The sequence below is a fragment of the Streptomyces niveiscabiei genome (assembly GCF_001419795.1).
Lineage (GTDB): Bacteria > Actinomycetota > Actinomycetes > Streptomycetales > Streptomycetaceae > Streptomyces > Streptomyces niveiscabiei.
Window position 1 is genome coordinate 1 of sequence record NZ_LIRL01001079.1, and the last position, 6,050, is coordinate 6,050.

The window sequence follows — 6,050 nt, forward strand, 5'->3', positions numbered from 1 at the left end:
GCGGTGCGGGAGGCGGCGAAGGGGACGCTGGTCGAGCTGTTCGCGACGGTCGAGGCGGCCGAGCGGTACGCGGACGTCGTAGGGGAGGCCAGGGACGCGGGCGCGCGGGTGCACCTCGCCGACGAGCAGGTCATCGCCGACATCTCCACGACCGTCACCCCGCAGGGCCTCGTCGGGATCTGCCGGTTCCTGGACACGCCGTTCGAGGACATCCTCGCGGCCAGGCCGAAGCTCGTCGCCGTCCTCGCACACGTACGCGACCCCGGGAACGCCGGTACGGTCCTGCGGTGCGCGGACGCGGCCGGCGCCGAGGCCGTCGTCCTCACCGATGCCTCCGTGGACCTGTACAACCCGAAGGCCGTACGCGCGTCCGTCGGATCGCTGTTCCACCTCCCCGTCGCCGTCGGTGTGCCGATCGAGCGGGCCGTGGCGGGGCTGAAGGCGGCCGGTGTCCGGATTCTCGCGGCCGACGGGGCGGGCCGGGACGACCTGGACGACGAGCTGGACAAGGGGACGATGGGCGGCCCGACCGCCTGGGTGTTCGGGAACGAGGCGTGGGGGCTCCCGGAGGAGACCAGGGGGCTCGCGGACGCCGTCGTGCGCGTCCCGATCCACGGAAAGGCTGAAAGTCTGAACCTGGCCACCGCCGCCGCCGTATGTCTCTATGCGTCAGCCCGTGCACAGCGCGCCTCAGGAGGGTGCCGCAGCGTCACCGAGAACTTGTAGGGTGACGTGCTCGGGGGTCCTCGTCTGGGAGGTGGGGTACGAGGATGAGTGCGGTCACGAGCGGCACACCGGAAGCCCGCAGGGTCTGGTGGCCGCCCGGGATGGGGCCGGACGAGCTGCCGGACGGCCTGGTGGTCGCCGACGAGCACGGCCGGGTCGTCTGTTTCAACGCCGCGGCCGAGCGGATGACCGCCACCGCAGCGGCCGACGTCCTCGGCAGGCCGCTGGACAAGGCGCTGCCGTTAGAGGACCTGGAGGGCCGCCGCTGGTGGCAGCTCACCGATCCCTACGGCGGCCTCGCCACCCGGGTGCGCCAGCCCGAACGCAACCTGCTCCTGCCCGGCGGACGCGAGTTCCTCGTCTCCGCCCGCTACGTCCGCGACCGCCCCGCCGGCCCCGTACAGCGTGTCGTCGTCTGCCTGCGTGACACCGAGGCCCGCCGCCGCACCGAGCGCTCCCACGCCGAGCTGATCGCCACGGTCGCCCACGAACTGCGCTCCCCCCTCACCTCCGTCAAGGGCTTCACCGCGACCCTCCTCGCCAAGTGGGAGCGCTTCACCGACGACCAGAAGCGCCTCATGCTGGAGACCGTCGACGCCGACGCGGACCGCGTCACCCGCCTGATCGCCGAGCTCCTCGACATCTCCCGCATAGACTCCGGCCGCCTTGAGGTCCGCCGCCAGCCCGTCGACATGGGCGCGGCCGTCGGCCGCCACATCCAGGCGTACGTCGCGGCGGGCCTGCCCGCCGACCGGTTCCTCCTGCGCATCGGCCAGCCCCTGCCCGCCCTGTGGGCCGACCCCGACAAGGTCGACCAGGTGCTCAGCAACCTCATCGAAAACGCCGTGCGCCACGGCGAGGGAACCGTCACGATAGACGTCACGTCCGCCGCGTCCCCCCGCGAAGGGGAGGACACGGGCACGTCGGTCACCGTGAGCGACGAGGGGGCGGGCATCCCGGAGGAGTCCATGAACCGCGTCTTCACCCGCTTCTGGCGGGGCAGCAAGCGCGGCGGCACCGGCCTCGGGCTCTACATCGTCAAGGGCATCGTCGAGGCCCACGGCGGCGTCATCACGGTCGGCCGCGCCCCCCAGGGCGGCGCGCAGTTCCGATTTACGTTGCCCGTGGCGGCCCCTGCCTATCTGAGCTAGGCCGCCACGGGCGCGTTCGAACATCCACGCCCCGTTAGACTCGGCCTTTGGCACCTTTGTGTCCCACAGAGCTCAGCGAGCCGGTCACGGGGGTCTTCAGCCAGCCAACCGGAAGCACGGGAAGAGATGTCGGCACCGAATAAGTCGTACGACCCAGTAGAGGTCGAGGCGTTGAAACCGGAAGAAGTCGAGCGTATGCGGGACGAGGCGCTCGCCGCGTTCACCACCGCCGACTCCCTGGACGCGCTCCAGGAGGCGAAGGTCGCCCACACCGGCGGCACCTCCCCGCTGGCGCTGGCCAACCGCGAGATCGGCGCGCTGCCCCCGCAGGCCAAGGCCGCCGCGGGCAAGCTCGTCGGCCAGGCCCGCGGCGCCGTCAACAAGGCCCTCGCCGCCCGCCAGGCCGAGCTGGAGGCCGAGCGCGACGCCCGCGTCCTCGTCGAGGAGGCCGTCGACGTCACCCTGCCGTACGACCGCGTCCCGGCCGGCGCCCGCCACCCCCTGACGACCCTCTCCGAGCGCATCGAGGACGTCTTCGTCGCGATGGGCTACGAGGTCGCCGAGGGCCCGCAGGTCGAGGCCGAGTGGTTCAACTTCGACGCCCTCAACATCGGCCCCGACCACCCGGCGCGCGGCGAGCAGGACACCTTCTTCGTCCAGGCCGCCGACGGCACCGCCGACTCCGGCCAGGTGCTGCGCACCCACACCTCGCCCGTGCAGATCCGCTCCCTCATGGACCGCGACCTGCCGGTGTACGTGATCTGCCCCGGCGTCGTCTACCGCACGGACGAGCTGGACGCCACGCACACCCCGGTCTTCCGCCAGGTCGAGCTCCTCGCGGTCGACGAGGGCCTCACCATGGCCGACCTCAAGGGCACCCTGGATCACATGGTCCGCTCCCTGTTCGGCCCGGACATGAAGACCCGGCTGCGGCCGAACTTCTTCCCGTTCACCGAGCCGTCCGCCGAGATGGACATGGTCTGCTACGTCTGCAAGGGCGAGTCCGTCGGCAACCCCGACCGCCCCTGCCGCACCTGCTCCTCCGAGGGCTGGATCGAGCTGGGCGGCTGCGGCATGGTCAACCCCAAGGTGCTCACCGCCTGCGGCGTCGACCCCGAGAAGTACAGCGGGTTCGCCTTCGGGTTCGGCATCGAGCGCCTGCTGATGTTCCGCCACAACGTCGAAGACATGCGAGACATGGTCGAGGGTGACGTCCGCTTCACCCGGCCGTTCGGGAGTGAGATCTGATGCGTATCCCGCTTTCCTGGCTGCGGGAGTACGTCGATCTCCCCGCCACCGAGACCGGCCGCGACGTCCAGGCCAAACTGGTCTCCGCAGGACTTGAGGTCGAGACCGTCGAGCAGCTCGGCGACGGCCTCAAGGGCCCCCTCGTCGTCGGTCAGGTCCTCACCATCGAGGAGCTGGAGGGCTTCAAGAAGCCGATCCGGTTCTGCACCGTCGACGTCGGCACCGCCAACGGGACGGGCGAGCCGCAGGAGATCGTCTGCGGCGCCCGCAACTTCGCCGTCGGCGACAAGGTCGTCGTCGTCCTGCCCGGCGCGGTCCTGCCCGGCGACTTCGCGATCGCCGCCCGCAAGACCTACGGCAAGACCTCCCACGGCATGATCTGCTCCAGCGACGAGCTGGGCATGGGCGAGGACGGCACCAAGGGCATCATCGTCCTGCCGCCCGAGACCGAGGTCGGCAAGGACGCCATCGAGCTGCTCCAGCTCGTCGACGAGGTCCTCGACATCGCCGTCACCGCCAACCGCGGCGACTGCCTGTCCATCCGCGGCGTCGCCCGCGAGACCGCCATCGCCTACGGCCTCCCGCTCAGCGACCCGGCGCTCCTCGACGTGCCCGGACCCAACGCCTACGGCTACCCGGTCCAGGTCTCCGACCCCCTCGGCTGCGACCGCTTCACCGCCCGCACCGTCACCGGGCTCAGCGCCGAGGCACGCTCCCCGATCTGGCTGACCCGCCGCCTCCAGAAGGTCGGCATCCGCCCGATCTCCCTCGCCGTCGACGTCACGAACTACGTGATGACCGAGCTGGGCCAGCCCCTGCACGCCTACGACCGCTCCAGCGTCCACGGCGCGATCGGCGTCCGCCGCGCCGCCGAGGGCGAGAAGCTCGTCACCCTCGACGCCGTCGAGCGCACCCTCCACGCCGAGGACCTCGTCATCACCGACGAGCGCGGGCCCATCGGCCTCGCGGGCGTCATGGGCGGCGCGAACACCGAGATCGACGACGACGGCGCCACCGGTGACGTCGTCATCGAGGCCGCCCACTTCGACGCGGTCGCCATCGCCCGCACGGCCCGCCGCCACAAGCTGTCCACGGAGGCGTCCCGCCGCTTCGAACGCGGCGTCGACCCGCAGGCCGCGTCCGCCGCCGCACAGCGCGCCGTCGACCTGCTCGTCCTCCTCGCCGGCGGCACCGCCGAAGCGGGCGTCACCGAGGTCATCGCGCCGTCCGCGCCGCACACGGTCCGCATCCCGGCCGACCACCCCGACCAGGTCGCCGGGGTCGCCTACGGCCGCGAGACCGTCGTACGCCGCCTCCAGCAGATCGGCTGCGACGTCTACGGGCAGGACGAGCTGATCGTCACCGTCCCGTCCTGGCGGCCCGACCTCGCCGCGCCCAACGACCTCGCGGAAGAGGTCATCCGGCTGGAGGGGTACGAGAACCTGCCCTCCACGCTGCCCAAGCCGCCCGCCGGGCGCGGCCTCACCGGGCGGCAGCGCCTGCACCGCCGGGTCGGCCGCGCGCTGGCCGGAGCCGGGTACGTCGAGGCGCCGTCCTACCCGTTCGTCGGGGAACAGGTCTTCGACCAGCTGCTGCTCGACGCGGACGACGTCCGTCGGCGGGTCGTGAAGCTGACCAACCCCCTCAACGACGAGGAGCCCGCGCTCCGCACGTCGCTGCTGCCCGGGCTGCTCGGCGCGCTGCGCCGCAACGACGGACGCGGCTCGCACGACCTCGCCCTCTTCGAGACGGGGCTCGTGTTCCACCCCCGCGAGGAGCAGGCCGTCGCCCCGGTGCTGCCCGTCGACCGGCGTCCCTCCGACGAGGAACTCGCCTCCCTGAACGCCGCGTTGCCCGTTCAGCCCCGGCACGTGGCTGTCGTGCTCGCCGGGGCCCGCGAGCAGGCCGGCTGGTGGGGCAAGGGCCGCCCCGCCGACTGGGCCGACGCCGTCGAGGCGGGGCGCGCGGTCGCGCGTGAGGCCGGGGCCGAGGTCGTGGTGCGGCAAGGGCAGTACGGGCCCTGGCACCCCGGTCGGTGCGCCGAGTTCGTGATCGGCGAGACCGTCGTCGGGCACGCGGGCGAGCTGCATCCCCGAGTCGTCAAGGCGTTCGGGCTGCCCGCGCGGACCTCCGCGATGGAGATCGACCTCGACGCGGTCGAGGCGGCCGGGGTGGGGCTTCTTCAGGCGCCCCGGATCTCGTCGTTCCCCGTCGCCACGCAGGATGTCGCGCTGGTGGTGGAGAAGGCGGTACCGGCTGCTGCCGTCGAGGCGGCGTTGCGGGACGGTGCCGGGGAGTTGCTGGAGGCGGTTCGGTTGTTCGACGTGTACGAGAACGTCGAGCAACTGGGGGAGGGGCGGAAGTCGCTCGCCTATGCGTTGCGCTTCCGCGCTGGGGACCGGACATTGACGGTTGATGAGGCTTCCGCTGCTCGGGATGCTGCTGTTGCTCTCGCTGGGGAGCGTACGGGGGCTGTTCTGCGGGGTTGATGTTTCGTTGCCGGGTGCGGGTGATCTGTGGCCGTTCGCGCAGTTCCCCGCGCCCCTAAAAGACTTTCACTCGTCCGAGTGGCATTGTCGGGCCTCTTGGTCCCCTTGAGTCATCCCTCGACAGAATGCAGACCGGTCTCATTGGGGCCGGTCTGTTTTCGTTCCTGGCCTAGATGGGGGGCCGTCGGGGATGTTCGGTGTCAGGCGGTCGTTGGGGTGGGTGGTCACGCCCGTGTTGTGGGGGGCTGTGGCGGTCACCTCGTATCAGTTGGTGTGTCCGTTCGTCGGGGGAGCGGTGTTCTGTGCCGTCGCGCTGCATCTGAGACGGGAGTTGAAGCAGGCGCGGTACGTCGCCGGGGTCGCGCAGAGTGTGTTGTTACGGCCTCTGCCCGCCCGGGTCGAGGGGCTCGGGGTCGCCGCCGTGCAGGTGTCCGCC

General features: G+C 71.6%; 4 protein-coding genes and 1 pseudogene. All 5 read left to right on the plus strand.

The annotated features are described in order from the left end of the window. Positions 1–726, plus strand: a 726-nt coding sequence (locus tag AOK24_RS40055; RefSeq protein WP_055724831.1) for a TrmH family RNA methyltransferase, incomplete at its 5' end; no start/stop codon positions are given. Positions 727–770: 44 nt separating this feature from the next. Beyond that, positions 771–1,877 (plus strand): sensor histidine kinase, encoded by a 1,107-nt coding sequence (locus tag AOK24_RS40060; protein ID WP_055724832.1) that lies wholly within the window; start codon positions 771–773, stop codon positions 1,875–1,877. Between the two features lie 126 nt (positions 1,878–2,003). Beyond that, entirely contained in the window at positions 2,004–3,125 is a 1,122-nt protein-coding gene (pheS, locus tag AOK24_RS40065) for a phenylalanine--tRNA ligase subunit alpha (protein ID WP_055724833.1), read from the plus strand. Then, positions 3,125–5,614 (plus strand): phenylalanine--tRNA ligase subunit beta, encoded by a 2,490-nt coding sequence (pheT, locus tag AOK24_RS40070; protein ID WP_055724834.1) that lies wholly within the window; start codon positions 3,125–3,127, stop codon positions 5,612–5,614. Before pheS ends, pheT begins: the two co-directional genes overlap by 1 nt. A 247-nt stretch (positions 5,615–5,861) precedes the next feature. Further along, positions 5,862–6,050, plus strand: a pseudogene (locus AOK24_RS49980) (serine/threonine-protein phosphatase); the annotation flags it as partial.

Coding starts and splice junctions, on each gene's coding strand:
- pheS (WP_055724833.1), top strand. CDS start 2,004: ATGTCGGCACCGAATAAGTCGTACGACCCAGTAGAGGTCGAGGCGTTG.
- AOK24_RS40060 (WP_055724832.1), top strand. CDS start 771: ATGAGTGCGGTCACGAGCGGCACACCGGAAGCCCGCAGGGTCTGGTGG.
- pheT (WP_055724834.1), top strand. CDS start 3,125: ATGCGTATCCCGCTTTCCTGGCTGCGGGAGTACGTCGATCTCCCCGCC.